Genomic DNA, 26,970 nt, shown 5'->3' with positions numbered 1-26,970 from the left:
GGCGTTTTTTTGTCCGCAGGATTCGTCCGCGAGTCTTCCGCCCTTCCGACGGCTAGTCCTGGTCCGCTACCAGCGTCTCGCCGACGCCGGCCGAGTCGACCCGGCGCGGTATGCCGTCGGCGGCTTGATGCAGCGCTTCCACCCGGTCCCAGTCCACCGCGATGCGCCGATCGCCGGTGGCCGCCACGTAGAGTTCCGTCAGCCGCGTCAGCGTACTGACCACCGGCGCCGCGTCGTCGGTCTCCGCCGGACTCTCCAGCGGCTCGTGGGCCTCCATCAACAGCTGACCGTCGTACCAGCCGAACTTGTAGGGCTCGTCGATGATGCGCACCGGCGTCCCGGTCGGGATGCGCCCGAAGGCGAACTCGATGTCCTCGGGGAACATGCGGATGCAGCCGTGGGTCACCCGCATGCCGACGCCGGCCGGCCGGTTCGTCCCGTGGATGAGGTAGCCGGGGATCGCCAGGCGCATGGCGAATTGCCCGAGCGGGTTGTCCGGCCCCGGCGGTACCACCCGCGGCAATGAGCGGCCGTCGGCCTCGTGCTCCTTGCGCACGGATTCGGGCGGGTACCACGCCGGGTCCCTGGCTTTGACGGTAATGCGGGTCACCCCCAGCGGCGTCTCCCAGTCCATGCGGCCGATGCTGATCGGGAAGGTCATGACCGTGCGCGCGCCGTCCGCCTCCGGCGGCGGGAAGTAATACATGCGGTACTCGGGCAGATTCAGCACGACCCCCTCCCAGGGCACGTCGGGCAGGATGAAGCGGGTCGGCAGGACCACCTCGGTGCCGTCGCCCGGGAGCCAGGGGTCCACGCCCGGATTGGCCCGGACGATGTCGTAATAGCCGAGTCCGTGGCGGCGGGCGATGTCCAGCAGCGTGTCCCACTCGCGGGACTCGACGGTCGTCATCTGCCCGACCACGGTATCGCCGTTGTCCGGCAGGTCGAACACTTCGCCCCGCGCCGGCGCCGTGACGAACAGACCGAGCGTCGCCATGGCGACCAGGCCGAACCTGCCTGCAACCGTCCTCATCGAGCGAATCTCTGCGCAACGCACCGTGGGGTGCAACGGCGGAGATTCTCCCAGATATCCCGCATCCGGTCGACGTTCCGCCGTTGACCGCCTCCCCGGAGTCGCCTACCTTTCCCCCGTGCCCCCTCCCCGGCCCCCCGACCGCGAGCGAAGCCCATGACCATGAAAATCAGCCTGTACATCAGCGAGCGCGACCTCAAACAGTTCCGCAAGGCCATGAAAGGCGCCCGCGCCGCGGCGAAAGACGCGGACGAGGCGGAGATCGTCAAGGCCACCCGGGACGTGATGGAATCCCTGCACCCGGGCGCGCTGCCGGACTTCGTCCGCGAGCGGCTGCCGCGCCTGCAGGCGATGTGTTCCATGCTCGAGGACGAGGAATGGGAGCTGCCCACCGCGGAACGGCTGAAGCTGCTCTCCGCGCTGATCTATTTCGGCGACCCCGAGGACCTGATCCCCGACGACATGCCGGGACTCGGTTATCTGGACGACGCCATCATGATCGAGCTCGTGCTGCGGGAACTGAAGCACGTGATCGAGGCTTACGAGGATTTCTGCGAGTTCCGGGACAACTATTTCCGGCGCTTCAAGGTGGGCACCGACGCGGCGACCCGCCGCGAGCGCGTCGCCGCACGGCGCGAGCAGCTGCACGAGCGCATGCTCCGGCGCACCCGGCGCGACCGGGAGACGGACGCGGTACCGGCTCCGCTCTGGTAGTGCGGCCGCGCCCTTAGTAGCGGATCAGCGCCGAACCCCAGGTAAAGCCGCCGCCGAACGCCTCCAGCAGCAGGGTCTGGCCCCGGCTGATGCGCCCGTCGCGGATCGCCACGTCGAGGGCCATCGGCACCGAAGCAGCGGACGTATTGCCGTGGTCCTGCACCGTGAGCACCACACGCTCCATGGGCATGTCGAGGCGCTTCGCCGTGGCCTGGATGATGCGGATGTTCGCCTGATGCGGGATGAGCCAGTCGATGTCGCTCTTCGACAGGCTGTTGGCGGCGAGCGTCTCGTCGACGATGTTGCCCAGGGTCTTCACCGCCACCTTGAAGACCTCGTTGCCACGCATGTGGATGGCCGCCTCGCCCCGCAGCATGTCGTCCAGCTTCTCGGACGGACCCGCCGGGTAGTACAGCAGGTCCTTGTACTGGCCGTCGGCGCCGAGGTGGGTGGACACGACACCGGGCTCGTCGGCCGGCTTCAGCACCACCGCGCCGGCGCCATCGCCGAACAGCACACAGGTCTGGCGGTCGTCCCAGTCGGTGATCCGGGAGAGCGTCTCGGCGCCGATCACCAGCGCGCAGCCGGCCGCGCCGGCGCGCACGAACTTGTCCGCCACGCTGAGGGCATAGATGAAACCGGTGCAGGCCGCCTCGACACTGAACGCGGCGCAGTCGTGGATGCCCAGCTTCTCCTGCACCAGACAGCCGACGTTGGGGAACACCCGATCCGGCGTGGTGGTGCCTACGACGATGAAATCGATATCGGCCGGGCCGACGCCGGCGGCCGCCATGGCCTCCCTGGCGGCGCCCACCGCGAGATCGCTGGTGTACTGATCGTCGGCGGCGATATGGCGCCGCTCGATGCCGGTCCGCGTGCGGATCCACTCGTCGGTGGTCTCCACCATCTTCTCCAGATCGGCGTTGGTGAGGATCCTGTCCGGCAGGCAGCGACCGGTGCCCTCGATGCGCGAATATTTCATGCGGCTTCCCGTTGCAGCAGTCGTCCGATCTGGGACGGCACGTCGTGCTCGACCTCCACCACCGCCGTCTCGATGGCGTGCAGGAAGGCCAGCTCGTCGGCGCTGCCGTGACTCTTCACGACGATGCCGGTGAGACCGACCAGACTCGCGCCATTATAGTGCCTGGGATCCAGCCTGGCCCGCAGCCGCCCCAGCACGCCTTGCGCCGCGAGTGCCTGCAGTTTTGACAGCCAGGTCTCGGTGAAGGCCGCCTTCAGCATCTCGGAGATGAATCCGGCGGTCCCCTCCATGGTCTTCAGCGCCACGTTGCCCGTGAAGCCATCGGTCACCACGACGTCCGTCTTGCCGGAGATGATGTCGTTGCCCTCGACATAACCGACGTAGTTCAGCCCGCTGGCGCCGAGGAGGGCCGCGGCAGCCTTCACGGTCTGGTCTCCCTTGATCTCTTCCTCACCGATGTTGAGCAACGCCACCCGCGGATTCGCGAGGCCGCGCACGTCGCCGGTCACGACCGAGCCCATCATGGCGAACTGGAACAGCTGCTCGGCCGTGCAGTCGGCGTTCGCGCCGAGGTCGAGCATGTGGACCGAACCGCCCCGCGCGGGCATCTCGGCGAGAATGGCGGGCCTGTCGATGCCCTGCACCGTCTTCAGAACGAACTTCGCGATGGCCATCAGCGCACCGGTATTGCCCGCGCTCACGCAGGCCTGGGCCTCGCCCTGCTTCACCAGGTCGACGGCCACGCGCATGGAAGACTGCTTCTTGCGCCGCAGCGCGTCCACCGGCGCATCGTTCATCGTGACGATCTCGGGGGCGTGGCGGATGACGAGACGGCCGGCCGCGTCGTCACGGACGGCGGCGACGAGGGGCTCGAGCACGGCTTCGTCGCCCACCAGCGCGATGGCCAGGGCGGGATGGCGCCGCAGCGCCTGCCTCGCCGCCGCCACCACGACGCCGGGACCGAGGTCCCCGCTCATGGCATCCAGGGCGATGGTGAAATCGACGGCCTGCATGGGTGTGGAGAGCCGGTCCGGGTCGCCCGGCGCCGGCTCAGGCAGGGATCAGTCCTGCTCTTCCACGACCTTGGGCTTCACCACCTGGCGGCCCCGGTAGAAGCCGTCAGGGCTCACGTGATGACGCAGGTGAGTCTCGCCGGTGGTGGGCTCCACGGATAGCGTTTCGCCCGTCAGTGCGTCGTGGGCGCGGCGCATGCCGCGCTTGGAAGGTGTCTTGCGACTTTTCTGAACGGCCATTTTCAGGTCTCCAAAATTGTGACCCGCCGGCAGCCCTGGAGCATCAGGCGGGATCGGTTTCGAATCGATTGTAAGTCATGTGAGCATCCGGCCAGCCGGGCACTCAAGCTAATCCTTGTCTTCGCTCAGCAGCGTCTTCAGTGCGCTGAACGGTCGTTGGGTGTCCGGCTCCGCTTCCGCGTCGTCCGCCGCGTAATGCTCCGTCACCGGGCGGCAGCGCGAACGGTCCTCGTGCATGAGGGCCAGCGGCAACGCCAGCAGCAACTCCTCCTCCACAGGGTCGAGCAGCCGCACGCCGCGGCCCTCTACCGGCCAGACCTCGAAGCCCGGCAGGGCCTCGTCGGTCATGTCGGCGTCCGGCAGCAGGAACGCGATCTCCGCTTCCAGCGCCAGCTCCATCGATCCCAGGCATCGCTCGCAGACCAGCGGCAGCGTAACCCGGGCTTTCCCGGTAACCGCCGGCACCGGCTGATTGCCCTCGACCCGCCGGCTCTCGAAGTCGAGTTCGACCACCAGCGGCCGGCGCTCCCAGTCCCCGGGCACCTCCCCGTCGCACCGCGTCAGCACCTCGCGGACGAGGCCCGCCAGACGATCCGTGGAGCCCAGCGGAATGGTATCCCTGATCTCCTCACGTCGGGCGGCCAGCGCGTCGGGCCGCACCGCCTGAAGCATGGGGCTGGACATAGCCGGCGGATGATAAGAGCCTTGACCCCTGCTGTCAAAGAAAAAGCGGGCCACGACAGGGGCCTGCGAGTCCGTACAGGTGACTGATCGAGAATGGAAAATCCCGCCCCGAACGCCGTCGTGCTCGCCTCCTCCTCGCCCTACCGGCGCGATTTGCTGGCACGGATTCTGGGCCGCTTCGAATGTGTGGCGCCCGACCTGGACGAGACACCGCTCGACGACGAAGCCCCCGCCGCGCTGTCGCTGCGACTGGCACGGGAGAAGGCCGCGGCCGCCGCCTCCCGGCACGCCGGCGCCACGGTCATAGGCTCCGACCAGGTCGCGGTGCTGGAAGGTCGGGCCTGCGGCAAGCCCGGCAGCCGGGACGCCGCCGTCGCGCAGCTGCTGGCGGCGCGCGGCCTGCCGATGCGATTTCTGACCTCGGTCTGCGTCATCCATGGTCCCGGCGGCGAGGAAAGGGTGCATACGGACGTCACCGAGGTGCGCTTCCGGCATTTCGAGCGGGCGCTCGCGGAGCGCTATGTGGACCGGGACCGCTCCTGGGACTGTGCCGGCGGCTTCAAGGCTGAGGGCAGCGGACCGGTCCTGTTCGAGCGTATCGAGAGCCAGGATCCGACAGGGCTCGTGGGCCTGCCGCTGATCTGGCTCGCCCGCACACTCGAGGATCTCGGCGTCCCGCTGCTCTGACGACCCGTCAGCTGCGGCGTTCTTTCAGCCGCGCCAGCACGGCGTCGAGTTCCTCGGGCAGCGGTGCGGTGAACAGTCGGTCGTTGCCGTTGCCGTCGACGAAGCCGATGGACTGGGCGTGCAGGAACAGCCGCCGCAATCCCAGCCTGGCGAAGCGAGCATTGGCCGCCTCGTCGCCGTATCGCTCGTCCCCCAGCACGGGATGTGCGCAGGCCGCCGCATGCACCCGGATCTGGTGGGTGCGCCCGGTCTCCGGCTGCGCCTTCAGCAGGGTGCAGCTGCCGTAGGCTGCCTGCACGCTGAACCGCGTACGCGACGGCTTGCCTGCTTCGTGGTCCACCTGGACGTGGCGCTCGCCGCCCTTGCGCCGGTGCACCGCCAGGGGCAGATCCACCGTGCGCGCGCCGAGCTGCCAGTCGCCGGCGACCAGCGTCAGATACACCTTCTCCACCGCCCCCTCGCGGAACAGCGCATGCAGTTCGCGCAGCGCGCTCCGCTTCTTCGCCAGCACGAGACAGCCGCTCGTCTCCCGGTCCAGCCGGTGCACCAGCTCGAGCACCTTCAGCTCCGGGCGGCCGGCGCGCAGCGCCTCGACCACGCCGAAACTGATGCCGCTGCCGCCGTGCACGGCGACGCCGCTCGGCTTGTTCACGACCAGCAGCCGCTTGTCCTCGAACAGCACGGCAGAGAGCAGCCGCTCCACCAGGCCGCGGTCGGGGCGGCCCGCCTGCGCGGGCTCGATCGTGACCGGCGGCAGGCGCAGTTCGTCACCGGCACAGAGCCGGTAGTCGGCCTTCACACGGCCGCCGTTTACCCGCACCTGCCCCTTGCGCAGCAGGCGGTAGATACGCGGCTTCGGCAGGCCCTTCCACTCCCGGGCGAGGAAATTGTCGATGCGCTGACCGGCGTCGTCGGCGGCGACGGCGAGCTTTCTCACGCCATGGCGCACCGGAGCATTGCCGGGGCCGGAGTCGGTGGAGGACTTATCGAAGGAGGACAATAACTTAAGCCGATTGCTGAAGGCGCAAGAGGTTGCTATATTACTGACCGGTCACGGTCCCGTACTCCGCTATCGTACCGGATCGGACGGATTCAGCGGGGCGCCCCCATCAACCCGGAGTAATTTCCCGGTACAGAGATAGGGACGTCATTGTTCAGAGGCCCCGGATTCGGGGGCCGTGCGTGGTCGCGAGTCGGCCTGCACGCCGGGCGACACCCGAGCATCTGAGCCGCCAGGGTTTCAAGGGTTTTTCATGATCATTGCCACGCTGCTGTCGATCATCTCGCATCGACTCGGCAAGTCTTATCTGAAGTACGAGGTCGACCCCGGATGCCTCCGGCCGGTCGCCGCATACCCCTGCCCGTCCCGGTTCGCTCGGCCAGTCCCGGCAGCAGACACCGACTCGCCGCCCGCACAAGAAATCAAAGCAGGGCAATATGAAAAGAATGCTGGTGAACGCAACTCAGGAAGAAGAGTTGCGCATGGCGCTGGTCGACGGCCAGCGGCTCTACGACCTTAATATCGAGACCCCGTCACAGGAACGAAAAAAAGCCAACATCTACAAGGGCAAGATCACCCGGATCGAACCCAGCCTCGAAGCGGCCTTCGTCGACTACGGGGCAGAACGGCACGGCTTCCTGCCATTCAAGGAAGTCTCTCCCGAGTACTACGTCAAGGAGCCCGAAGGCAGCGGCCGTCCCGGCATCAAGGACGTGCTGCGCGAGGGCCAGGACATCGTGGTCCAGATCGACAAGGAGGAGCGCGGCACCAAGGGCGCGGCGCTGACCACCTTCGTCAGCCTGGCGGGGCGCTTCCTCGTCCTGAAGCCGAACAAGCCGAAGTCCGGCGGCGTCTCCCGCCGCATCGTCGGCGAGGACCGCGAGCAGATCCGCGAGTCGCTGGAAGAACTCGAGATCCCCGACGGCATGAGCATCATCGTGCGCACCGCGGGCATCGACCGTTCCGCAGAGGAACTGAAGTGGGACCTGGACAACCTGTTCGCCGTTTGGGAGGCCATCCTGAAGGTGGTCGTCGAACGACCCTCCCCGTTCCTGATCTACCAGGAATCGAACGCCATCATCCGGGCGATGCGCGACTACCTCACGAACGACATCGGCGAGATCCTGGTCGACGATACCAAGGCCTACAACGAGGCCCGGGAGTTCGTCGAGCGGGTGATGCCCCACAACCTGCGCAAGCTCAAGTACTACGACGACGCGGTACCGCTGTTCACCCGTTACCAGATCGAGAGCCAGATCGAATCGGCCTTCGCCCATTCGGTGATCCTGCCCTCCGGCGGCAGCCTGGTGATCGACCACACCGAGGCGCTGGTCTCCGTCGACATCAACTCGGCACGGGCGACCAAGGGCGAGGACATCGAGAGCACCGCGCTCAACACCAACCTGGAGGCGGCGGACGAAGTGGCGCGTCAGCTGCGCCTGCGCGACCTGGGCGGACTCGTCGTCATCGACTTCATCGACATGGGCCCGCAGAAGAACCAGCGCGAGGTCGAGAACCGGCTGCGCGAGGCCGTGCGCATGGACCGCGCCCGGGTACAGATCGGCAAGATCTCCCGCTTCGGGCTGCTGGAGATGTCCCGTCAGCGCCTGCGGCCGTCGCTCGGTGAGTCCAGCCACCAGATCTGCCCCCGCTGCAACGGTACCGGCAACATTCGCGGCGTGGAGTCGCTCGCGCTGGCGATCCTGCGCCTGGTCGGCGAGGAGGCGCGCAAGGAGCGCACCGCGAAGGTCATCGCCCAGCTGCCGGTCGACGTGGCCACCTATCTGCTGAACGAGAAGCGGGACTGGGTGCAGAACGTCGAGGACCGTAACGAGGTCGAACTGCTGCTGGTCGCGAACCCGGATCTGGAGACGCCCAACTACTCCATCCGCCGCGTGCGCGACGACCAGACGCTGCTGCCGGAGAACACCGGCGTCAGCTACGAGCTGGCGGCCGTCGACGGCGAGGACGAGGTTCCGTCCTGGCAGGCGGACAAAAAGCCGGTGGAAAAGCCCGCGGTGACGGCTATCATCCCGTCCGCTCCTGCCCCGCCGCCCCAGCGACTGGCGGAAGACCAGCCTCAGGGTCCCCAGGGGCCCGGCCTGTTCGTCCGCCTGTGGCGTTATCTGTTCGCTACCGGCGACGAGGACAGCGGCGGCAGGAAGACCCGCGGGAAGCGGGACTCGGGCAAGCGCCCGGCCTCCTCCCGGTCCCGCCAGGGCAGCACCAGCGGCAAGAGCGGCAAGGCCGGCAAGGGCAAGCAGCAGCAGGCCCGCAAGGATGGCGACGAACAGCGCGGTCGCGGCGGCAAGAAGAGCGGCGCGCGCAAGGGCCGCAAGACCGACGGCAAGAGCCAGCAGGGCGAGAAACCGCAGAAATCCGCCGCGGATGGCAAGGAGAGCGCGGACGACAAGAAGGCCCAGAACCAGGGCCAGGGCCAGAACGAAGGCCAGCAACAGAAAGGCGCGGCCGGCGAAGGCGGCCAGAAGAAGCGCCGTGGCAGCCGTGGGCGCGGGCGTCGTCGGCGCGGGCCGAGGCAGGACGGTCAACAGCAGGCCGGCCCCGGCGAGGGTGGCAGCGACAAGGCGGCCGACGAGAGCAAGCCGCAACAGGACGCGAAACCGGAACCCCGGCGCGGCGCCGACGGCGGCGACGCGCGGGGCGCCGGCGAGAGTTCCGGCGACCGCGGCCGCTCGGAGAAGCCTGCGGCGGCGGATTCCGGCGCAGCGGACAAGCCTTCGGCCGAGGCAAAGCCGGCGCCTGTCGGGCAGCCGGCGGCGGCGGAAAAATCCGCAGCTCCCGACCGGCCAGCTCCCGAGGGCAAAGCCGCAGAGAGGAAAGACCGACCGGACCAGGCGGGCGCAGCCGCGAAACCGACCCCCGCCAACGGCGACGGCAATGCCGACGGCGACGGCGGTAATGGTCGAGGCCGCGGGCGCGGCGCCGACGCCGGCACGAAAGCGGCGAACTCACCGCCTGCCGGACGCGAGGCGGCGAAGACGACCGAGGCGCCAGAGAAAGACACAGGCCGCCAGGCAAAGCCGGCGGACCAAGACAGGCTCCTGCCGTGGGAGATGCCCATCCGCTCCGATCCGGACAAGCGCTACACCGTCTGGTCCTCCACGCCCGAGGACGACGGCGACAAGCCCTGAACGACCGGGCGGGCCGGGGTCGGCGGGAGCCGGCTCAGGCCCGTCCGAGCCTTGCCCGGACGTCCCGCAACAAGCCCTGGGCGGCGTCTTCCACCAGGTCGAGCACGCGCTCGAAGCCCACCGCGCCGCCATAATAGGGATCCGGCACCTCCTGCCGGGAGGGATCGCTGCCGAACTCCAGGAACAGGCGGATCCTGCCGTGATGGTCCTCGAGCGCGGCGCCCAGCAGGATCTCGTGGTTGTCCCGGTCCATCGCGAGAACGTAGTCGAAGCGCTCGAAGTCCTCCGCCGTCACGCGTCTCGCGGACTGGCCGGAGAGGTCGAAGCCGCGGCGCTCCGCCGCGGCGGCCGCCCGCTGATCCGGCGGCTCGCCCGTGTGGTAGGCATGGGTACCGGCGGAGTCGATGTGCACGAACTCCTCCAGCCCCGCGTCGGCCACCAGCTTGCGGAACACGCCGGCCGCGGTGGGCGACCGGCAGATATTGCCCATGCAGACGAAGAGTACCGAGACCTTGTCGCTCGTTTCCGCCACCGTCGCTCTGCTCCCAGGCTGCCGCCTTGCTACATTCAGAACTCCGGGATTCTATAACATCGACACCGGCCGGACCGGAGAGAAGTGATCGCCAGCGTGAAGGTCGTCTGCGCACCCGACAGCTTTAAGGAATGCCTGTCCGCCACGGAGGCCGCGGCCGCCATGGCCGACGGCGTGCGTCGCGCGCTGCCCGACGCCGAGGTGGACGTCTGCCCGGTGGCGGATGGCGGCGAAGGGACCGTGGACGCTCTGGTCACCGGCCTCGGCGGAGACTACCGCGAGAGTCCCGTGACCGGTCCCTGCGGCGAGCCCGTCGTCGCCCGCTGGGGGCTGGTGGATCCCGGTACTGCCGTCATAGAGATGGCTGCGGCCGCCGGACTGCAACTCGTGCCGAGGACCCGACGAGACCCGCGCCGGACGACCACCTTCGGCGTGGGCGAACTGATGCTCGCCGCCGTCCGTGCCGGCGCCCGGCGCCTGATCGTGGGGCTGGGCGGCAGCGCCACTGTGGACGGTGGCTGCGGCATGGCTCAGGCCCTGGGGTGGCGTTTCCGCGATGCCAATGGCCGCGTGCTCGAATCCCCGCTGTCCGGCGGCGACCTCCTCTCTGTCCTCCACCTCGAGACCGGCGGCGCGGATGCGGCCCTCGCCCGCGCGGAGGTCATCGGCGCCTGCGACGTGGACGCGCCGCTGCTCGGACCCGCGGGTGCGGCCGCGGTCTTCGGGCCGCAGAAAGGCGCCGACCCGGAGGGCGTCGCGGAGCTGGAGGAAGGGCTTACCCACCTCGCCCGCCTCGTGCGGCGGGAGCTGGGTGCGGACATGGCCACCCTCGATTACGGCGGTGCCGCCGGCGGTCTCGGCGCCGGGCTCGCGGTATTCGCCCGCGCGCGGCTCGAATCCGGCATCGAGCGCGTGCTGGAGACCTGCCGCTTCGACGAGCGCCTGCAGGGAGCCGATCTCTGCCTGACGGGCGAAGGCCGGATCGACGGGCAGACCCTCGCCGGCAAGGCCTGCCTGGGAGTTGCAAGGGCCGCCGCCGCCCGGGGCGTGCCGACAGTGGCCCTGGTCGGGGCGGCGGGACCGGACGCCGACGCCGTCCTGTCCGCCGGCCTCGACGAATGGCGGCTGATCGGACCCGGCCTGACAACCCGCGAGAGCATGCGGCGCGCCTCCTCGCTGCTGGCCGCTGCGGCGGGCCAGGCGGCGCTGGACCGCACCGGCGCCCGCTGAAAGTCAGAGCCGCTCGGAGAGGATCTGCCGGACCCGCTCCAGGTCCGCCACCGTATCGACGCCCGGTGCGGGCAGCTCTCCGGCCACGCCGACGCGGATGCGCAGGCCGAGATAAAGCGCACGCAGCTGTTCCAGCCGCTCCGTGAGTTCCAGTTCCGCGGGCGCGGCGTCCACCAGGCGGGCCAGCGCGGCGCAGCGGTAGGCATACAGACCCAGATGGCGGAGCGCGTGACGGGGCGCCGCCCGCTCCGGCTCGGCCGTGGAACTCCTCGGCCACGGGATCGGCGCGCGGCTGAAATACAGCGCATGGCCGGTCTCGTCCGCCACCACCTTCACCACGTTGGGGTCGTGGAACTCGTCCACGTCGTGCAGATGGGCGGCCAGCGTGGCGATGTCCGCCCCGCCCTCCCCCAGCAACGAGGCCGCACGGCCGATCAGCGCGGGCGGCATTAGCGGCTCGTCTCCCTGCAGATTGACGACGATCGTCTCGTCGGACCAGCCCCGCCTGCGGGCCACCTCGGCGATGCGGTCGGTGCCCGATGCGTGATCCTCGCGGGTAAGGACCGCTTCCGCGCCGAATGCCTGCGCCGCCTCGAGCACCCGCTCACTGTCCGTCGCGACGATCACGCTGTCGGCTCCGCTCTCCCGCGCCCGCTCCCACACGTGGTGGATCATCGGCCGGCCTGCAATGTCCGCGAGCGCCTTGCCCGGCAGCCGCTCGGAGGCGTAGCGCGCCGGTATGACCACGTGGAATGGCACGGAGACACCGCCGCCGCTGTCGGCGCTATGATTCATGATGCCGCATCCAGTCGCTCATCCAGTTTCTCCAGGAATGCGGACGCCGTCGCCGCATCCATATGGACAGTCACCGGCACGTACCAGTGACGCCGGCCGGCGCGGTCAGCCACCTTCACCGCGTCTTTCTCGGTCATGAATACCGGCAGGGCATCCGGCGGGTCCAGCTCCTGCCGCGACGGCTCCGCATGGTCTGCGAGCGGGTGCTCGATCACCTTCATTCCGGCGTCACGCAACATGCGGAAGAACCGCGCCGGGTTGCCGATGCCCGCGATCGCATAGACCGCCTGACCGGAGAACTCCGCGAGGTCGCGCCGGGAGCCGTCGTCCAGGTTCACGGCCCCTTCCGGGCGCAGGGTGAAGCCGATGGCGTGATCGATACCGGTCAGGCCCTGGCTGAAGACCTGGTCGACGGTGTCGAGCCGCGCGGGCGGCTCGCGCAGCGGGCCGGCCGGCAGGCAGCGGCCATTGCCGAGGCCCCGGTCGAAATCGACCACGGCGATCTCGAAGTCCCGGGCCAGCCGATAATGCTGCAGGCCGTCGTCGGCGATGATCACGTCGGCGCCCGCCCCGACGGCGGCCCTGGCGGCCGCCACGCGGTCCGGATGCACGTAGACCGGGCAGCCGGCATGGCGGGCGAAGATGAGCGCCTCGTCCCCTACGCGCGCCGGGTCGGAATCCGGCTCCACCCGCAGCGGGCTCGGGCCCGGCTCGCCGCCGTAGCCACGGCTGACGATGCCCGGGTGCCGGCCGCGTTCGGCGAGCCGGCGCGCCAGCCACAGTGTCAGCGGGGTCTTGCCGGTGCCGCCGACATTGATGTTGCCCACGACGATCACCGGCGCGCCCACCCGGTGCCGCGGCAACACGCCCGCCGCGAACAGCCGGCGCCGCAGGCCCACCAGCAAGGCGAAGAGCGCCCCCAGCGGGCGCAGCAGCAGGCCGCCGGAACCGTCACCGTACCAGACGTCTTCCAGCCGGCGGCGCATCCTCAGGCCTGGCTATCGCTGAACTGCATGCGGTGGAGCATGGCATAGGGCCCCTCGCGCCGCAGCAACTCCTCGTGGGTACCGGTCTCGATCACCCGGCCCGCCTCCATGACGACGATCAGGTCCGCGTTCTCGATGGTCGACAGCCGGTGGGCGATCACCAGGGTCGTGCGGTCCTCCATCAGTTCGGACAGCGCGCGCTGGATACGCCGCTCGGATTCGCTGTCCAGCGCGGACGTCGCCTCGTCCAGGATGAGCACGGGCGCATTCTTCAGCAGCGCGCGGGCGATGGCGATGCGCTGGCGCTGGCCGCCCGAGAGCAGCACGCCCCGGTCGCCTACGACCGTCTCCAGCCCCAGCGGCAGCTCCCGGACAAACTCCATCACGTAGGCGTGCTCCGCGGCCCGTTCGATGTCGGCGCGATCGACCCCGCCGGCCGCGCCGTAGGCCAGGTTGCTGGCGATGGTGTCGTTGAACAGCACCACGTCCTGGCTCACCAGGCTGATCTGTGCGCGCAGGCTCGCCAGGGTGTAGTCGCGCACGGGGCGCCCGTCGAGCAGGATCTCGCCCGTGTCGGTCTCGTAGAAGCGCGGCAGCAGGCTCACCAGCGTTGACTTGCCGCTGCCGGACCGGCCGACGATGGCGACGGTGCGCCCGGGCTCGACCGTGAGGTTCACGTCCCTCAGCACCACGCCCTTCTCCTCGGCGTAGGCGAAACTGACGTCGCGGAACTCCACCTTGCCGGCAACCCGGTCCGCTTCCCAGGTGCCCGTATCCTGCTCCGCCTCCATGTCCAGCACCTCGAACACGCTGTCGGCGGCGGCGATGCCCCTCTGCAGCGGCGCATTCATGTTGGTGAGCCGGCGCAGCGGGTCGAGCAGGAATACCATCGCCGTCATGAATGCCGTGAACGTGCCCGGCGTTAGTTCTCCGGCGAACGACTGCACGCCGGCGACATACACCACGCCCGCCACGCCGACCGCGAACAGCATCTGGGTCACGGCGATGCCGCCGGCCTTGGCGACGACCAGTTTCATGTTCAGACGACGGTTGTTCTCGTTGGCCGCACCGAAGCGCCGGCGCTCGTAGTCCTGGCCGTTGAACACCTTCACCACCCGGTGGCCCTGCACGGCCTCCTCGGTCACCTGGGTGACGTCGCCCACCGAGTTCTGGATCCGCTGGGAGTAGCGGCGGAAGGTCTTGCTGAGGTAGCCGATCAGCACCGCGATCAGCGGCACCACCAGCGCGACGAAGGCGGTGAGGATCAGGCTCTGGTAGATCATCACGGCCAGCAGGGAGATGATCTTCAGCGTGTCGCGGATGAGCACGGTCACGACGTTGGTGGCGGACTCGGCCACCATCTCGATGTTGTAGGTCATCTTCGACAGCAGCGGCCCGGACGAACGCGTATCGAAGAACGAGGCAGGCAGCACCAGATACTTGTCGAAGGTCTCGTCGCGCAGCTTGGTAATGATCTGGCGCCCGATCCAGCCCAGGCCGTACTCCGAACCGAAGCCTGCGATGCCGCGCACGAGGAAAGCGGCGACGAAGGCGATCGGCATCCAGGAGGCGACACTCTCGTTGCGCGCGAGCAGCGTCTCGTCCATCAGCGGCTCCATCAGCATCGCGATGCCCGCCTCCACCAGCGCCGAGAGCGCCATGGCGATGCCGGCCAGAATCAGGACCAGCCGGTGGCGCGCGGTGTAGCCGAGCAGGCGCCGATAGACGGAGAGCCCGTGAGAGTCGACGGAGACGACGGCCATGCCCCGCTCAGTCCTCGCCGGCGACCGTGGCGATGTCGATCTTCACGAAGCCCATGCGGCCGGCGACGTCCATCACGGTCACCACCGACTGGTGGCGGGCGTCGGCGTCCGCGACGATGGTGACCGGCAGCCCGGTGTCGCCGCCGGAAACCTCCAATAGGGCGCGGCGCAGCGTGACCGGGCTGTTGTTGACCAGTTCCCGTCCGTTGACCAGGACAGTGCCGGCCGCGGTGATGGCCACTTCCAGGCGCTCTGCCTCCGCCGCCGGCGCCTCGCTCTCGGCCTCGGGCAGCGTGATAGTGAGCCGGGACTCCTTCACGAAACTGGTGGAGACCATGAAGAAGATCAGCAGCAGGAACACGACGTCGATCAGCGACGTCAGGTTCACCTCGGGCTCCTCCTTCGGCCGGGTGGCGAGATTCATGGCTGACGCTGTCCCGCGTCGCGGCGCCGCTGCACGGCTTCCACCAGCTTCAGGGCCTCTTTCTCCATCTGCACCACCAGCGCATCCACGCGGCTGCGGAAGTAGCGGTAACCGATCAGCGACGGGATGGCCACGGTGAGTCCCGCGGCCGTGGTGATCAGCGCTTCGGAGATGCCGCCCGCGAGCGCACCGGGATCGCCGACGCCCTGGGTGGTGATTGCCGTGAAGACCTCCACCATCCCGACCACCGTGCCGAGCAGCCCCAGCAATGGCGAGATCGCGGCAATCGTGCCGAGGGTATCCAGGTAGCGTTCGAGTTCGTGGACGACGTGGCGGCCGGTATCCTCGATGCTCTCCTTCATCACCGCCCGATCCCGATTGCGGTTGACCAGGCCCGCGGCCAGAATCTGGCCCAGCGGCGAGCCCTGGTGCAGCGACTGGATGTGGCTCTGGGTGAGTTCGTTCTTTTTGATCCAGCCCCAGACACGGGCCGTGAGGTCCTGCGGAACCACCCGCTCCTGCTTCAGGGACCAGAGCCGCTCCAGCATGATGCCCATGGCGAGGACCGCGCACAGGATAATGGGCAGCATCAGCCAGCCGCCGGCTTTGATGATTTCGACCATAATCCAAGGCTGCGCCAGAAAACGGAAATATACCTGCTAGGAACTGCCGGGACCAGAAGCCTCGGCCGGCGGCGCCGCCGACCAAAGCCGCCGCCGCGACTCCCTGCGCGCAGCGATTTCGGGCTCGCGGCCCTCGCTGCAGAGCGTGACCGCGAGCGCCCCGAAGTCGCCGGTGCTGATTACACGAGCCCCGCTCGCCTGCCAGCGACGGGCGATCTCCGGCCGGGGGAAGCCCCAGCGGTTACGCCAGGCCGCCGTGGCGATCGCGAACCGGGGTGTCAGCGCGTCCACCAGTGCCGCGCTCGACGAGGTGGCGCTGCCGTGATGAGGCATCAGCACCACGTCCGCCCGCTGCACCTCCCCCGCCGCCAGCAGCCGCCGCTCGCTGTCGCGCTCGATGTCGCCCGGCAACAGCAGGCGGCGGCCGCCGGCACTCACCTCGAGCACGCAGGAGCCGTCATTGCCGGCGGCGCCCGCTGCGGCCGGCCAGAGCACGCGGAAGCCGATGCCATCCCAGGACCAGCTGCGCCCGCGCTCGCAGGCGTCGGCTTCCAGGCCGCTCAGCTCGCCCGGCTCGCCGCTGGCCACCCGCGCCACCGGCACGGCGGCGGCGACGCTCGCCGCGCCGCCGGCATGATCATTGTCGGCATGACTCAGCATCATCAGGTCGAGGTTCCGCACACCGAGCGCGCGCAGCGCCGGCAGGACCACCCGCTCCCCCGCATCGGAGCCGCTGGCATAGGCCGGACCCGCATCGTAGAGCATCGCGTGATTGCGCGTGCGGACGACCACCGCGAGCCCCTGCCCCACGTCCAGCACGTCTGCCCGCACGCAACCGGGAGGCACCGCACTCCCGCGCCACAGCACGAGCGACAGGGTCAACCATGCGGGCATCCATCGCCCGGGGAGACACCGCGGCAACAACAGTGACAGCGTGGCGAGGGCGGCGAACGAGATTACGATCGGACCGCGGCCCGGCGGCTGATAACCGGCGCCGGGTAACGCCGCCAGCCGCTCCAGCAAGGCGAGCACCAGACCGAGAGCCTCGTGGGTCAGGGCCAGCAGCCAGGCGGCGGGACGGGCCAGAATCCCGCCGACGGCGGCCGTAACGCCGCCGGCCAGTGTCGCCGGCACGATGATCAGACCGAACGCCGGGATGGCGACGAGGTTGGCCGGGATGGCCGACCACGCGACCCGGTCGAAGAACAGCAGCGTCAGCGGGGCCAGCAGTACCCAGAGCCGCCACTGCAGCGACGCCAGGGCCCGGAGCCGGCCGGCCGCCACGGCGGTATCCGCTGCAGCGGCGTCGCTGCCCGCGATCGCGAGTATCGCCGCTACGGCCCCGAAGGAGAGCGCGAAACCGGGCGTGAGGCAATCGAGTGGCTGCACGAGCAGGACGACGATCAGCGCCAGCGCGAGCCCGGTCGCAGGCCCGATCGGCCGACGCCAGCGTCCGGCGAGTACCACGGTGCCGAGCATCAGGAGCGCCCGGCGCACTGGCGTCCCGAAGCCGGCCAGCAGACCGTAGGCCGTGGCCGCGGCCAGCGCCAGCAGGGCGGCGCGGTCCCTGCCGCCGACAGCGGGCAAGCGGCCTGCCAGGGCGAAAACCAGTCCGGCGACCAACCCCACGTGCAGCCCGGAAATGGCCATCAGGTGCGAGGTGCCGGTCGCCTGGAACACCTCGGTCGACGCCGCATCCAGCCGATGCCGGCTGCCGGTGGCCAGCGCCACCATGACGCCGCGGCCGGCCCCCTCCGGCAGCACGCCCGCAAGGGCGCTCTCGAGCCGCGAGCGCCACCAGGCCAGCCGCCCCGGACCGGGTCCGCCGAGCAGCCGTCCCTCGCCGCGCACGTAGCCGGTGGCACCGATGCCCCGCGTGAAGAGCCAGCGCTCGTAGTCGAAACCGCCCGGGTTGACCAGCCCCCGGGGCGCGCGCAGGACCACCGTGAAGTGCCAGCGCTCGCCGATGCGCGGCACCGACCCCGGTTCGTACCAGTTCAGCCTTAGCCGCGCCGGCAGCGCCGGATCGGCGCTGCGGACGACGAAGGTGACCGCCCGGCCGCGCCGGCGGGGAAAGTCCTCGATGACGAACTCGCCCGCAGCCTCCTGGCGGTCGTCGGCCGCGGGCAGGCGGTCGGCGAGCTGCCAGTGGGCGTGCAGCGCGAACCAGGCAGCCCCGGCGAGGACGACGGCCGGCAGGCGCGCCGGACGCAGCAGCAGGCCGGCAGCACCCAGGGCGAGACCGGCGAGGATGAGCCACAACGGCGGCAGGGCGGGCAGACGGGCCGCGAGCAGCATGCCAGCCAGAAGGGCGAGAGCCGTGCGTGCCATCGTCGGAATCCCCTGCCCCGATCCGTTAAGATGACGTCGCCCGGACACCGCGCCCTGCAGGGACCATGCCCAGACGCTTCTTTCGCCGCCTGAATTTCGACCGACATGCCGTGGCACGGCAGTGGTACATGCGCCCGTTCGAGCGCATCCTGCACGAGCCGCGCATCTGGAGTACCCGCCGGCGCAGCATCGTGCCGGGGGTGGGCGTGGGGCTGTTCTGCGCGTGGATCCCCGTGCCGGGGCACAGCATCATCGCGGCGCTGGTCGCGCTGGCCCTGCGGGTGAACATCCCTGTCGCCGTCCTCGCTACGCTGATCACGAACCCGGTGACCATGGGGCCCTTCTACTACGCGGCCTACCGGGTCGGCGCCGCCATCCTGGAGATGAGGACCCGGGCGAACGTCGACATCCCCGCCGACTCGGTCACGGAGATGGTAGGCATCTGGCAGCCCTTCCTGCTGGGCTGTTTCATACTCGGCAGCGCCACCGCCGCCGTGGGCTATTTCTCACTCAACCTGATCTGGCGGCTGTCGGTCAGCGGCTACGTCCGGGCGCGACGGCGCCGCGCGGCCCGCGCGGCCGGCGATGACGGCGACGGGCCCGACGAAAGCGACCTGCCCTGAAAACCGTCAGTCTGCCGCCAGCCGGCCGTCCTTCAGCTCCAGCTGCCGGTCCATCCGCGCCGCGATGCCGAGGTCGTGGGTCACGATCACCAGGCTCGTGCCGTACTCGCGATTCAGCGCCAGCATCTGGTCCAGCACATGCTCGCCGGTATGTCCGTCCAGATTGCCCGTGGGCTCGTCGGCGAGCACGACCCGCGGCCGGGTGATGAGCGCACGGGCCACGGCCGCCCGCTGGCGTTCGCCGCCCGACAGCTCGCCGGGCTTGTGGTGCGTCCGCTCGGCGAGCCCGACCCGCGCCAGCAGTTCCCGCGCGGATTCCAGCGCGCTCGCGCGCTCCACCCGCCGAATCAGCAGCGGCATGGCCACATTCTCCTGCGCCGTGAACTCCGGCAGCAGATGATGGAACTGATAGACGAAGCCGATGGCCTCGTTCCTCAGCCGGCCCCGTTCACCGTCGCCGAGCCGGTGCATCGCCCTGCCGCAGATGCTGATCTCGCCGGCGGTCGGCGCATCCAGCCCGCCGAGGAGCTGCAGCAGCGTGGTCTTGCCCGAGCCGGAAGCGCCGACGATGGCCACCCGCTCGCCGGGCGCCACCGTGAGATCGACGCCCTCCAGCACCGTCAGCTCGCCGCCCGCTTCGCGGAAGCTGCGTTTCAGTCCCCGGCACTCGATGACCGGCTCTGTCCGTTCCGTCAATGTCCTCTTCCCTTGCCAATCCTGTGCTTTCGCCGCAGCGCCTGCCGCCGCCATTTGTGCCCGCTTTACCGGAAAATCAGTCGAATCGCAGCGCGTCCGCCGGGTCGGTGCGCGCGCCCCGCCAGGCCGGATACAGCGTGGACAGCAGCGACAGCGCGAGCGCCACGCCGCAGATCAGCGCCAGGTCGCCCGCGCGCAGGTCCGCCGGCAGATCGCTGATGAAATACACGTCCGGCGCGAGGAACTTGAATCCCAGCGCCCCCTCGGCGAAGCCGACGATCGTCTCCAGATTCAGCGTCAGCGCCGCGCCCAGCGCGAGACCGATGCCCGTACCGATGACCCCGATGATGGCGCCCTGTATCACGAACACGGACAGGATACCGCCGGGCGGCGCGCCCAGAGTGCGCAATATGGCGATGTCACGCTGCTTGTCCTTCACCACCATCACCAGCGTGGAGACGATATTGAATGCCGCCACGGCGATCACCAGCAGCAGGATCACGAAAAGGATCGACTTGGTGATCTTGATGGAGCGGAAGAAGCCGGAGTGCCGCCGCGTCCAGTCGCTGACCAGGACGCCGCCGCCGAGCGACGTCGCCACCTCGCGCACGATGGCCGGCGCGCCGAAGAGATCGCCCAGCGCGAGCCGCAGTCCGCTGACGTCGTCGCCCAGCCGGAACAGCCGGGCGGCGTCGTCGATATGCATGAAGACCTGCCGGCGATCGAACTCGTACATGCCGGCGCGGAAGGTGCCGACGACGGTGAAGCGGCGCATGCGCGGGATCAGACCGGCGGGCGTAACGACGCCTTCCGCCAGCATCAGCAACACCTGCTCGCCGGGCGCGACGCCCAGCGCGTCGGCGAGGTCGACGCCGAGAATCACCCGATAGGAGCGCGGTTGCAGATCGGCCAGCGAACCCTCCCGCATGAGCCCCTCGATGCCGGAGACGTTCTTCTCCCGGGCGGGGTCGACGCCGCGGATGGCGATGCCGCTCATCGCCCCGGCACCCGCCACGAGCCCGCGGCCCGAGACGAACGGCGCGACCGCCCGCACCCGCGGGTCGGCCAGCGCGCCTTCCGCGAGCCGCTGCCAGTCCTCGAGACGGCCCGCCGGTCCCTCGATGGTCGCCTCCGCGGACATCGCCAGGATGCGCTCCTGCAGTTCGCGCTCGAAGCCGTTCACCACCGACAGGACCACGATCAGCACCATCACGCCCACCGCGATGCCCGCCATCGAGATCAGGGAGATGAAGGAGACGAAGCTGTTGCGGTGGCGCGAGCGTACGTAGCGGATGCCGACGAGCCACTCCCAGTATCTTGCCAGCGGCGATTGCGGAGAGCCGGGAGTAGCCAGCCTAGTCATAACGCAGCGCCCTCGCCGGCGCTACGGCGGCCGCGCGCCGCGCCGGATACAGGGTGGCCAGGCCCGTGAGTCCCAGGGCCGCAGTGGCGATCCCGAGCACGTCGGCGAGTTGCAGGTCCGAGGGGATCTCGGTCACGTAGTAGACGTCGCCGGGCATGATCTGGAAGCCGAAGGTCTGCTCCAGCACCGGCACGATCACCGGCACGTTCACCGCCAGCAACGTGCCGAGCGCCACGCCGCCGATGGCACCGACCCACCCGATCACGAGGCCCTGGGTGAGGAATATGCGCAGCACGCTGCCGGGGCTCATGCCGAGCGTCCGCAGGATGGCGATGTCCGTCTCCTTGTCGGTGACCACCATGACCAGACTCGCCACGATATTGAAGGCGGCGACGGCGACGATGAGCGAGAGAATCAGCGACATCATGGTCTTCTCGAGACGCACGGCCCGGAAGTAGCTCGCATTCTCCCGGCTCCAGTCGCTGGTCTCGTAACCCTCGCCGAGCCTCGCCTCCAGCGCCGCCGCGATTGCAGGCGCCTGCATGACGTCGTCGGTCTTCACGCGGATGCCGCTTACCGCGTCGCCGAGCCGCCGGATCGCGGCCGCGTCCTCGAGCGCGACCAGGGCCAGCGAGGCGTCGTGGTCCTGCAGTCCTGCCTCGAACACACCGGCCACGTGGAAGCGCCGGAGTTCCGGGCGGACCTCGCCTTCCGTCAGCCGGGGGATGAGCAGCATCACCTCGTCGCCTACGCGAACGCCCAGGTTGATCGCGAGCAGCCGGCCCAGGACGATGTTGAAGCTGCCGGGCTCCAGCCGTCCGAGCCGCCCCGACACCATGCTGGAGGCGGCAGCCGAGACCTCTGTCTCGATCGGCGGGTCGATGCCGGTGACGAACAGGGGTTGCAGCCCCGCACGGGACCGGGCCATCGCCTCGAATTCCACGTAGGGGGCCGCCGCCATCACGCCGGGCTGGGCGCGCACCCGCTCCAGCACCTGCGGCCATCGCTCGAGGGCGCCCCCGGCGCCCGTCACCGCGGCGTGCGCGGTCATGCTGAGCAGGCGGCTGCGGAGCTCGTTCTCGAAGCCGTTCATCACCGACAGGATGACGATGAGCGCCGCTACACCAACCGCAATCCCGATGGACGAGGCCAGCGTGATGAACGAGACGAAGCGGGTCCGCCGGCGCGCACGCAGGTATCGGAGTCCGATCGCGAGTTCCAGCGGTCCCTTCATGCCGGCCATGGCGAGATTAAACCACAAGCGCTGTCGGCTCACCCGGCGATGTCCACCTCCAGCGGACGGTCCAGGCGGATGCACTCGGGCGTGACGCTGGCACCCCAGGCGAGTACCTGCACGCCCTCTGCCGCCGCCTCGGCGAGCGCCTCCGCGTAGACGGGATCGATCTCGCGGGCCGGTGCGACGACGTCCACGTCGTCGCGCTGCACGCAGAAGACCAGGGCGGCGGCATCGCCGGCCCGCAGTCGCTGCGCCAGCTTGCGCATGTGCGCCGAGGCCCGCGCGCTGACGGCGTCGGGGAACACGGCCCGCCGGCCGCTGACCGCCGCGGTGACGTTCTTCACCTCCACCCAGCAGCGCGGCTCGCCGGCGAGCAGGAAATCCGCCCGGCTGCGCGAATCCGGGTATCGGGCCTCCCGCTGCAGGACCCGGTCCTGCGCCGGGCGATCGGCAACGCGGTGCGCGGTACGATCCGCGCAATAGCCGGCCAGCTCGGGTATGCGGCCCGCCTCCAGTGCCTCGCCGACGATGGCGTTGGTGCGGCCGGTGTGGATGCCCACCAGCGTGCCGCCGGCGGCCTCCACCAGTTCCCAGGTCCAGGCATAGCGGCGCCGCGGGTTATCGGAGTGGCTGAGCCAGACCCGGGAGCCCGGCTCGGCGCAGCCGGTCATGGCGCCCGTGTTCGGACAATGCACGGTGCACGCCTCCCCGGTGTCGGCGAATTCCACGTCGGCGAGAAAGCGCTTGTAGCGACGCAACAGGCGCGCCTCGCGCAGCGGGCGGTCGAACTCCACGGCCGGCTCCCTACAACAAAAATTCCGGCAAATCTACGCACTACGACATTTTTCCTCAATGCGGCCGGTGCTATATTCGACCCGGTTTCGAAGCGGAGAGCCGCCATGCAGAGCCTGAAACTGACGCTTGCCGCCCTGACGACGGGTCTGATGCTGACCACGGTGCTGGCCACAATGCTGGCCATGAGCAGCGCCGCCCACGCGGAGAGCCTCGACATGGATGCCGGCAGTGCCATGCTCACCGGCGGCGACCGGCCCACCCGGGGCATGACCATGCAGAAGGTGCAGTCCGACTGGGGACAGCCGACGATGCGCCGCGCGCCGGTCGGCGAGCCGCCGATCACGCGCTGGGAATACCCGGAGTTCGTGGTCTATTTCGAGCACAACCGGGTGATCCACGCGGTACTGAAGCGCGGCAGCGCCGGCTGAGGCCGCCTCCCGGCCGTCCTCCCGACCGCTCTGCCGACCGCTCTGCCGACCACCGCCTCCCGGCCACGCTTCGGCGGCGGCAACGACACGCCGGTTATGAGATACTGATGGGCCGCCCGCAGGCGGCCCGCACACTACCGGGCCGCCTGCGGGCGGCCCTTTTTCGTTATGACGGTAACTTTACGCAGACCGGATTTGCCTGCAACCGGCGCATCGCCCGTGCGCTGGGGCGGACTCGTGGGCGAGGCGGACGCGCTGGCCATCGCCGAGGCGGCGGCCCGTCATCGGGGTCCGGTGCTCGCCGTCGCCGCCTCCGCGCGCGAGGCGGACCGCCTGGAGGCGGCGCTGGGCTTCTTCGCCGACGCCGATACGCCGGTGTTCCACTTCCCGGACTGGGAGACGCTACCCTACGACAGCTTCTCCCCCCACCAGGACATCGTCTCCGAGCGGCTCGCCACGCTGGCCGGGCTGCCGACGCTCACGCGCGGCATCGTCGTGGTGGCCGCGCCGTGCCTGATGCAGCGGCTGCCGCCGACGGACTACGTGACGGCGCGCGCGCTGTCGCTCCACACGGGGGAGACCCTCGACCGGGACGAGTTCATCCGCGGCCTGGAGGCCGGCGGCTACCTGCGCGTGCCGGAGGTCTCGGAGCACGGTGAGTTCGCCGTCCGCGGCGCCATTATCGACCTGTTCCCCATGGGCGCGCGCGAGCCCTACCGCATCGACCTGTTCGACGAGGAGATCGACACGCTCCGCGCCTTCGACCCCGACACCCAGCTCTCCGGCGAGTCGCTGGACAAGATCGAGATTCTGCCGGCCCGCGAGGCGCCGCTGGACGCGGATGCCGTCCGCGGCTTCCGCCGCCGCTATCGGGCCCGCTTCGCCGGCGAGGCCGCGCGCTCGCCGATCTACCGGGACGTATCGGAAGGCATCGCCCACGGCGGCATCGAGTACTACCTGCCGCTGTTCTTCGATGAGACCGCGACGCTGCTGGACTATCTGCCGCGATCCACGCTGATCGCGGCCGGTGCCGAGCTGGACGACTCGCTGGCCGCTTTCCGCGCCGAGATCGAGGAACGCCATGCCCTGGTGTCCCTCGACCCGGATCGTCCCGTGCTGGCGCCCGACGAGGCCTTCCTGCCGGTGGACGCCGTGCGCGAGCGGCTCGCCGGACGTCCGCGCATCCTGCTGTCCGCCAACAAGCCGCTGCCGGAAGAAGGCGAGGACTTCGGCGCGAAGCCGGTGCCCGTGCTGCGACTCGACAGCCGGCGGGAAGAGGCGGCCGGCGCCCTGACCGCCTTCCTTGACGGCTTCGACGGCCGGGTGCTGTTCACCGCTGAGTCGGCCGGCCGCCGGGAAGCGCTGGCCGATCTGCTCACCGACCTGAAACGGGCGCCGGCCCGGGTCGCGGACTGGCAGGAATTCACGGCCACGGACGCGCCGCTAGCCATCGCGCTCGGCCCGCTCGAGAACGGAGTCATCCTGCCCGCGGCCGGGCTCGCCATCGTGCCCGAGCAGAGCCTGTTCGGCGAGCGGGCGCGGCAGACGAGCCGGCGGCGGCGCGCGAGCCGGGACCCCGAGAACATCATCCGCCAGCTGAGCGACCTGCGCGAGGGCGCGCCGGTCGTGCATGAGGAATACGGTGTGGGCCGCTACGTGGGCCTGTCGACGCTGGAGGTCGGCGACATACCGGCCGAGTTCCTCACGCTGGAATATGCGGACGGCGACAAGCTGTACGTGCCGGTGCACTCGCTGCACCTGATCTCCCGCTACACCGGCGCCTCCCCCGAAAATGCGCCGCTGCACCGGCTGGGCAGCGACCAGTGGGAGCGGGCGAAACGCCGGGCGGCGGAGAAGGTGCGCGACGTGGCTGCCGAACTCCTCGACGTCTACGCGCGCCGCGCCGCGCGGCCCGGCCACGCTTTCCACCTGGACGAGCACGACTACCGGGCGTTCGAGGCCGACTTCCCCTTCGAGCCCACCGAGGACCAGCAGCGCGTGATCGAGGAGGTACTCACCGACATGCGCACCGCCAGTTCGATGGACCGGGTCGTCTGCGGCGATGTGGGCTTCGGCAAGACGGAGGTGGCGCTCAGGGCCGCGTTCGTCGCCGTCCAGGCCGGCAAGCAGGTGGCCATGCTGGTGCCGACCACCCTACTCGCACAGCAGCACTATCAGACGTTCAGCGACCGCTTCGCCGACTGGCCGGTACGCATCGAGGTGCTGTCCCGGTTCCGCTCCCGCAAGGACACCGACACCGTGCTGGCCGACGTGTCCGCGGGCAAGGTGGACATCGTCATCGCCACCCACAAGCTGCTGCAGCACACCTCGCTGTTCCGGGACCTCGGTCTCGTGATCGTCGACGAGGAACACCGCTTCGGCGTGCGGCACAAGGAAGCGCTGAAGGCGCTGCGCGCGGACGTGGACGTACTGACGCTGACCGCCACGCCCATTCCGCGCACGCTGAACATGGCACTGGGCGGGCTCAGGGAACTGTCGCTGATCACCACGCCGCCGTCGGAGCGCCTCTCCGTGAAGACCTTCGTCAGCCAGTGGAACGACGCCATGGTGCGCGAGGCCTGCCTGCGCGAGATCAAGCGCGGCGGCCAGGTCTACTTCGTCCACAACCGGGTGGAGGACATCGAGCGGGTGCGCCAGAGGCTCGCCGAACTGGTGCCGGAGGCCGACATCCGGGTGGGCCACGGCCAGATGCCGGAGCGCGAACTCGAGCAGGTGATGCTGGACTTCTATCACCGCCGCTTCAATGTGCTGCTGTGCACGACCATCATCGAGAGCGGCATCGACGTGCCGACGGCGAACACCATCGTCATCAACCGGGCCGACCGCTTCGGCCTGGCCCAGCTGCACCAGTTGCGCGGACGGGTGGGACGCTCGCATCACCGCGCCTATGCCTACCTGATCGCGCCGCCGAAAGCCACCATGACCGCCGACGCGGTGAAGCGGCTGGACGCCATCGATTCGCTGGAGGACCTGGGCGCCGGCTTCGCGCTGGCCAGCCACGATCTCGAGATCCGCGGCGCCGGCGAACTGCTGGGCGACGAGCAGAGCGGGCAGATCCAGGAGATCGGCTTTGCGCTGTACACCGAGATGCTGCAGCGGGCCGTGGACAGCCTGCGGCGGGGCGACCAGCCGGACTTCGACAAACCCCTGCACGGCGGGGTCGAGATCAACCTTCACGGCGCCGCCCTTCTGCCCGACGACTACGTGCCCGACGTGCACCTGCGCCTGGTGCTGTACAAGCGCATCGCCGGCACCGACAGCGCCGACGATCTGCGCGAGCTGCAGGTGGAACTCATCGACCGCTTCGGCCTGCTCCCGGAACCGGCGCGCCGGCTGCTGCAGGTGGCCGAGCTGCGCATCGCCGCCGAGCCGCTGGGCATCCGCAAGATCGACGTCGGCCCGGAGGGCGGCTCGGTGCAGTTCGGTCCGGAGCCGGCCGTCGAGCCCATCACGCTCATCGAACTCATCCAGGAGCCGGGCAGCATCTACCGGCTGAAGAACGACGACCGGCTTAACTTCCGCACACCCCTGCCGGAGGTCGACGACCGGGTGGGACACCTGCACGCGCTGCTGGACCGGCTGGCCGCTGGCGCCCGGCCGGAGGCGATGGCAAGCTAG

General features: G+C 69.7%; 24 protein-coding genes. 7 read left to right on the top strand and 17 right to left on the bottom strand.

The window, feature by feature from the left end; translation table 11 throughout:
• Positions 1-52: 52 nt before the first annotated feature.
• Positions 53-1,033 (bottom strand): L,D-transpeptidase family protein, encoded by a 981-nt coding sequence (locus ACJMKZ_RS18335; RefSeq protein ID WP_405234677.1) that lies wholly within the window; start codon positions 1,031-1,033, stop codon positions 53-55.
• 156 nt (positions 1,034-1,189) lie between these two features.
• On the opposite strand from ACJMKZ_RS18335, the gene ACJMKZ_RS18330 reads away from it, so the two are divergent.
• A complete protein-coding gene (locus ACJMKZ_RS18330; RefSeq protein ID WP_405234676.1) occupies positions 1,190-1,747 on the top strand; it encodes a YkvA family protein in 558 nt (185 codons plus the stop codon).
• 13 nt (positions 1,748-1,760) lie between these two features.
• Here the strand turns inward: ACJMKZ_RS18330 and ACJMKZ_RS18325 are convergent, their stop codons facing one another.
• The 4 genes from ACJMKZ_RS18325 to ACJMKZ_RS18310 form a co-directional block, all read right to left on the bottom strand.
• Positions 1,761-2,729 carry a beta-ketoacyl-ACP synthase III gene (locus ACJMKZ_RS18325; RefSeq protein WP_405234675.1) on the bottom strand — a complete coding sequence of 323 codons (969 nt, stop codon included), beginning with the start codon at positions 2,727-2,729 and terminating at the stop codon, positions 1,761-1,763.
• Complete coding sequence (gene plsX / locus ACJMKZ_RS18320) at positions 2,726-3,742, bottom strand: phosphate acyltransferase PlsX (protein WP_405234674.1); 1,017 nt, start codon at positions 3,740-3,742, stop codon at positions 2,726-2,728. The genes ACJMKZ_RS18325 and plsX overlap by 4 nt, the downstream gene beginning before the upstream one ends.
• 48 nt (positions 3,743-3,790) lie before the next feature.
• Entirely contained in the window at positions 3,791-3,982 is a 192-nt protein-coding gene (gene rpmF, locus ACJMKZ_RS18315) for a 50S ribosomal protein L32 (protein WP_405234673.1), read from the bottom strand.
• Positions 3,983-4,090: 108 nt separating this feature from the next.
• Positions 4,091-4,654: a YceD family protein gene (locus tag ACJMKZ_RS18310; RefSeq protein WP_405234672.1), complete on the bottom strand. Its 564-nt coding sequence runs from the start codon at positions 4,652-4,654 to the stop codon at positions 4,091-4,093.
• Positions 4,655-4,759: 105 nt separating this feature from the next.
• On the opposite strand from ACJMKZ_RS18310, the gene ACJMKZ_RS18305 reads away from it, so the two are divergent.
• Entirely contained in the window at positions 4,760-5,353 is a 594-nt protein-coding gene (locus ACJMKZ_RS18305; RefSeq protein ID WP_405234671.1) for a Maf family protein, read from the top strand.
• Positions 5,354-5,360: 7 nt separating this feature from the next.
• Here ACJMKZ_RS18305 and ACJMKZ_RS18300 read toward each other — a convergent pair whose 3' ends face one another.
• Complete coding sequence (locus ACJMKZ_RS18300) at positions 5,361-6,290, bottom strand: RluA family pseudouridine synthase (protein WP_405234670.1); 930 nt, start codon at positions 6,288-6,290, stop codon at positions 5,361-5,363.
• Positions 6,291-6,790: 500 nt separating this feature from the next.
• On the opposite strand from ACJMKZ_RS18300, the gene ACJMKZ_RS18295 reads away from it, so the two are divergent.
• The gene (locus ACJMKZ_RS18295; RefSeq protein WP_405234669.1) at positions 6,791-9,505 is read left to right on the top strand and encodes an Rne/Rng family ribonuclease; all 2,715 of its coding nucleotides are present in this window, start codon (positions 6,791-6,793) and stop codon (positions 9,503-9,505) included.
• Between the two features lie 34 nt (positions 9,506-9,539).
• Here ACJMKZ_RS18295 and ACJMKZ_RS18290 read toward each other — a convergent pair whose 3' ends face one another.
• Positions 9,540-9,995: a low molecular weight protein-tyrosine-phosphatase gene (locus ACJMKZ_RS18290; protein WP_405234741.1), complete on the bottom strand. Its 456-nt coding sequence runs from the start codon at positions 9,993-9,995 to the stop codon at positions 9,540-9,542.
• A 126-nt stretch (positions 9,996-10,121) separates the two neighbouring features.
• Between ACJMKZ_RS18290 and ACJMKZ_RS18285 the strand changes: the two genes are divergently transcribed.
• Positions 10,122-11,267 carry a glycerate kinase family protein gene (locus tag ACJMKZ_RS18285; protein WP_405234668.1) on the top strand — a complete coding sequence of 382 codons (1,146 nt, stop codon included), beginning with the start codon at positions 10,122-10,124 and terminating at the stop codon, positions 11,265-11,267.
• 3 nt (positions 11,268-11,270) lie between these two features.
• On the opposite strand, the gene kdsB is transcribed toward ACJMKZ_RS18285, so the two are convergent.
• From kdsB to ACJMKZ_RS18255, 6 genes are read right to left on the bottom strand one after another with little or no spacing between them, the layout of a single operon-like run.
• A complete protein-coding gene (gene kdsB, locus ACJMKZ_RS18280) occupies positions 11,271-12,026 on the bottom strand; it encodes a 3-deoxy-manno-octulosonate cytidylyltransferase (RefSeq protein ID WP_405234740.1) in 756 nt (251 codons plus the stop codon).
• Positions 12,027-12,058: 32 nt separating this feature from the next.
• Positions 12,059-13,048, bottom strand: coding sequence for a tetraacyldisaccharide 4'-kinase (gene lpxK, locus ACJMKZ_RS18275; RefSeq protein WP_405234667.1), 990 nt, complete (start codon positions 13,046-13,048; stop codon positions 12,059-12,061).
• A 2-nt stretch (positions 13,049-13,050) separates the two neighbouring features.
• Complete coding sequence (gene msbA, locus ACJMKZ_RS18270) at positions 13,051-14,811, bottom strand: lipid A export permease/ATP-binding protein MsbA (RefSeq protein ID WP_405234666.1); 1,761 nt, start codon at positions 14,809-14,811, stop codon at positions 13,051-13,053.
• Between the two features lie 7 nt (positions 14,812-14,818).
• On the bottom strand, positions 14,819-15,235 hold the full coding sequence (locus ACJMKZ_RS18265) for an ExbD/TolR family protein (RefSeq protein WP_405234665.1): 417 nt from the start codon (positions 15,233-15,235) through the stop codon (positions 14,819-14,821).
• On the bottom strand, positions 15,232-15,858 hold the full coding sequence (locus ACJMKZ_RS18260; RefSeq protein WP_405234664.1) for a MotA/TolQ/ExbB proton channel family protein: 627 nt from the start codon (positions 15,856-15,858) through the stop codon (positions 15,232-15,234). The genes ACJMKZ_RS18265 and ACJMKZ_RS18260 overlap by 4 nt, the downstream gene beginning before the upstream one ends.
• Before the next feature lie 36 nt (positions 15,859-15,894).
• Entirely contained in the window at positions 15,895-18,189 is a 2,295-nt protein-coding gene (locus tag ACJMKZ_RS18255; protein WP_405234663.1) for a DNA internalization-related competence protein ComEC/Rec2, read from the bottom strand.
• A 65-nt stretch (positions 18,190-18,254) separates the two neighbouring features.
• Between ACJMKZ_RS18255 and ACJMKZ_RS18250 the strand changes: the two genes are divergently transcribed.
• Complete coding sequence (locus tag ACJMKZ_RS18250) at positions 18,255-18,812, top strand: DUF2062 domain-containing protein (RefSeq protein WP_405234662.1); 558 nt, start codon at positions 18,255-18,257, stop codon at positions 18,810-18,812.
• Positions 18,813-18,818: 6 nt separating this feature from the next.
• On the opposite strand, the gene ACJMKZ_RS18245 is transcribed toward ACJMKZ_RS18250, so the two are convergent.
• The 4 genes from ACJMKZ_RS18245 to sfsA all read right to left on the bottom strand — a co-directional run bounded on the left by ACJMKZ_RS18245 (position 18,819) and on the right by sfsA (position 22,902).
• A complete protein-coding gene (locus ACJMKZ_RS18245) occupies positions 18,819-19,508 on the bottom strand; it encodes an ABC transporter ATP-binding protein (protein ID WP_405234661.1) in 690 nt (229 codons plus the stop codon).
• 76 nt (positions 19,509-19,584) lie between these two features.
• Positions 19,585-20,871, bottom strand: coding sequence for a lipoprotein-releasing ABC transporter permease subunit (locus ACJMKZ_RS18240; RefSeq protein WP_405234660.1), 1,287 nt, complete (start codon positions 20,869-20,871; stop codon positions 19,585-19,587).
• Positions 20,864-22,147 carry a lipoprotein-releasing ABC transporter permease subunit gene (locus tag ACJMKZ_RS18235; protein ID WP_405234659.1) on the bottom strand — a complete coding sequence of 428 codons (1,284 nt, stop codon included), beginning with the start codon at positions 22,145-22,147 and terminating at the stop codon, positions 20,864-20,866. Before ACJMKZ_RS18235 ends, ACJMKZ_RS18240 begins: the two co-directional genes overlap by 8 nt.
• A complete protein-coding gene (gene sfsA, locus ACJMKZ_RS18230) occupies positions 22,144-22,902 on the bottom strand; it encodes a DNA/RNA nuclease SfsA (protein WP_405234658.1) in 759 nt (252 codons plus the stop codon). Before sfsA ends, ACJMKZ_RS18235 begins: the two co-directional genes overlap by 4 nt.
• 105 nt (positions 22,903-23,007) lie before the next feature.
• On the opposite strand from sfsA, the gene ACJMKZ_RS18225 reads away from it, so the two are divergent.
• Positions 23,008-23,331: a hypothetical protein gene (locus ACJMKZ_RS18225; RefSeq protein ID WP_405234657.1), complete on the top strand. Its 324-nt coding sequence runs from the start codon at positions 23,008-23,010 to the stop codon at positions 23,329-23,331.
• Between the two features lie 168 nt (positions 23,332-23,499).
• Positions 23,500-26,970 carry a transcription-repair coupling factor gene (gene mfd / locus ACJMKZ_RS18220; protein ID WP_405234656.1) on the top strand — a complete coding sequence of 1,157 codons (3,471 nt, stop codon included), beginning with the start codon at positions 23,500-23,502 and terminating at the stop codon, positions 26,968-26,970.

It is taken from the genome of Lentisalinibacter salinarum, from assembly GCF_040706555.1.
Classification (GTDB): Bacteria; Pseudomonadota; Gammaproteobacteria; order Steroidobacterales; family Woeseiaceae; genus Lentisalinibacter; species Lentisalinibacter salinarum.
Note: the sequence above shows the minus strand (reverse complement) of the source record. Positions and strands in the feature narration are given on the sequence as shown.